The organism is Thermodesulfitimonas sp. (assembly GCF_052743955.1).
Genome location: NZ_JBRAIN010000163.1, coordinates 1 through 2030 on the forward strand (window position 1 = coordinate 1; position 2030 = coordinate 2030).

Below are 2030 nucleotides of genomic sequence, written 5' to 3' on the forward strand. Positions count from 1 at the left end.
CATTATTACCCTGTCGATAGAACACCACGCGGTTCTGGATGTTTGCAAGCTCCTGGAAAAGGACGGGTTCCGCATAACCTACCTTAATGTAGACAGGTACGGGCTTGTGGACCCGGAGGATGTACGGCAGGCGATTACTCCCGAGACTATCCTGATCTCTGTCATGCATGCCAATAACGAGGTGGGAACCATCGAACCGATTACCGAAATTGCCGCAATCACCAGGGAAGCCGGCATCTGCTTGCACACGGATGCCGTCCAGACGGTGGGGCACATCCCCGTAGACGTGAACGAACTCGGTGTCGACCTTTTGTCTATCGCCGCCCACAAGTTTTACGGACCCAAAGGGGTAATCGAGCGGCTGCGCGGTATTGCCAGCTGGCGGGCCGGCGTGCAGTGCACGGAATGTGGAGCAGGAGGGTGTGCCGGAGGATATCCGGCGGCGCTTTCCGCACGTGGACCTGGTTATAGGGACGCATAACCGGCACAAATTACCTCGCCTCATCGAGCAGGTCCGGCCGAAGAAAGAGTCGCTTTATGCCGTCTGGCGGGAGGCCAGGGAAATTATCGAGGGTCTGCCCGTTCGCCGGGAAAGCAAGCTTTCGGCCTGGGTCCCGATTAGGTTCGGGTGCGATCTTCCGGTCCAGGCGGGTTCAAACCGCGTCCTCGCGCAGATGCGCCGTGGTTTCAATCCTTCACAGGTAGGCTGCAAACCAGGCGGCGGACAAGTGGCCCGTGGCGACCAGACTGCCCAGCAGAAGAGTCAGCAAGAGGCTCCGGGCTTTATCGCACCCGGAGCCTCTTTTTTAGGTGCGTCAACCGTTCAAGGTCCGTTCCCGCCGTGGCCGGCGAGGATTTTCCCTAGGGCGCCGAGGCGGCGGTGGGTGGGCTTTTGCCGGCGTCATTCACCGCAGTGGGTAATGGCCGGCGGTGGCGGCGGCTGGGGCTGCGGTTCTGGCGGCGGGGCCGGCGGGGCGGCCGCGTTCCGTACGGTGACGGCGCCGGTGATCACGTAAGCGGAGTACTTATCCTGGGGGATGATCTTTACGACGTAGAGCCCGTCGCGGGCCGGGCCGCTGTCTGTCTGGCCGTACCAGGTGATGCTGTTGATTCCCTGAGGGAAGTAGCGGTCGTCGCACAGGGTATAAACCCGGACGCCGTCCTTGTAAATGATGATGTCCGTTTTGTGGGGAAGATCAAACCGCCAGGTGATGGTGGTGTGGCCGCCCTGTGCGGAAAAGGGGTCGGGCAGGATGTTGATGAGCTCGCCGGGATCGGCGGCCGCGGGCGGCAGGAGGGGGGTTGAGGTAACCGGTAAGGGTAGCGCCCCAATACTTTAGCCGTCCCGTAAGATGTCCGGCGTCGGCGAAGGCGCCACGCAGCGCTGCGGTGACGGATTCAGCGCCGGCGGCCGCCAACCGGTCTTGCAGGCTCGTCCACAGGCAGCGGGCGGTGACGGTGAGGCTGTAGCGGCAGGCGGCGCATTCCGCCCGCGCCTTGGCTGCCAGTTCCGCACCGCCCATCTCCTGCTGCAGGCTGCGGATGAGGCCGTCGCAGGCGCCCAGGTAAAGTGCGAAAACGAGCAGGACGGCGACGGTGCGGGTGAAGATTTTCCGCCGGTGCCAGAAGTTCATGGCTTTCACTCCCAGTAGGCTGCAGGCCAAAGGCAAAAGGCGCGAGGGAGGACCAGTGAAAATACTGCTTAACTTGGAAAGCCTTCGTGGCTGCACGGGGAAAATCGTGGGGTAAAGAGGCTGGAAATATGAACTTTTTCTGTTAACGTTTTGCTTTATAGATCATCTTTAACAGCCCGGCTGTCCGAGCGATTCTTGTTGCCTATGAAGCCGCAGCTTTACGCCCCTGCCGCGCAGCGGGGTTTGGTTTTGGCGAAAATTGCCAAACGTCAAGAAGAACATTATCGAAAAATGTCGGTTGCCGTCAATAGGACTTTAGACCTAAATTTACAAAAAAGTCTTTAGGTCCGCAGACAAGCTATGAGAAGGGATGTTACGGGTGCTGGATCCGTGCAC

Annotated in this window: 2 protein-coding genes and 1 pseudogene; 2 read left to right on the plus strand and 1 reads right to left on the minus strand. The window is 60.0% G+C overall.

Annotated elements, in window-relative coordinates; all coding sequences use genetic code 11:
• Both ACUVTA_RS09560 and ACUVTA_RS09565 read left to right on the plus strand, forming a co-directional pair.
• Positions 1 to 352, plus strand: a pseudogene (locus ACUVTA_RS09560) (cysteine desulfurase family protein); the annotation flags it as partial.
• A 70-nt stretch (positions 353 to 422) separates the two neighbouring features.
• Positions 423 to 1016, plus strand: a complete 594-nt coding sequence (locus ACUVTA_RS09565) for a hypothetical protein (protein ID WP_445952708.1) — start codon at positions 423 to 425, stop codon at positions 1014 to 1016.
• A 180-nt stretch (positions 1017 to 1196) separates the two neighbouring features.
• On the opposite strand, the gene ACUVTA_RS09570 is transcribed toward ACUVTA_RS09565, so the two are convergent.
• On the minus strand, positions 1197 to 1634 hold the full coding sequence (locus ACUVTA_RS09570; RefSeq protein WP_445952709.1) for a hypothetical protein: 438 nt from the start codon (positions 1632 to 1634) through the stop codon (positions 1197 to 1199).
• Positions 1635 to 2030 lie beyond the last annotated feature (396 nt).

Coding starts and splice junctions, on each gene's coding strand:
- ACUVTA_RS09570 (WP_445952709.1), bottom strand. CDS start 1,634: ATGAACTTCTGGCACCGGCGGAAAATCTTCACCCGCACCGTCGCCGTC.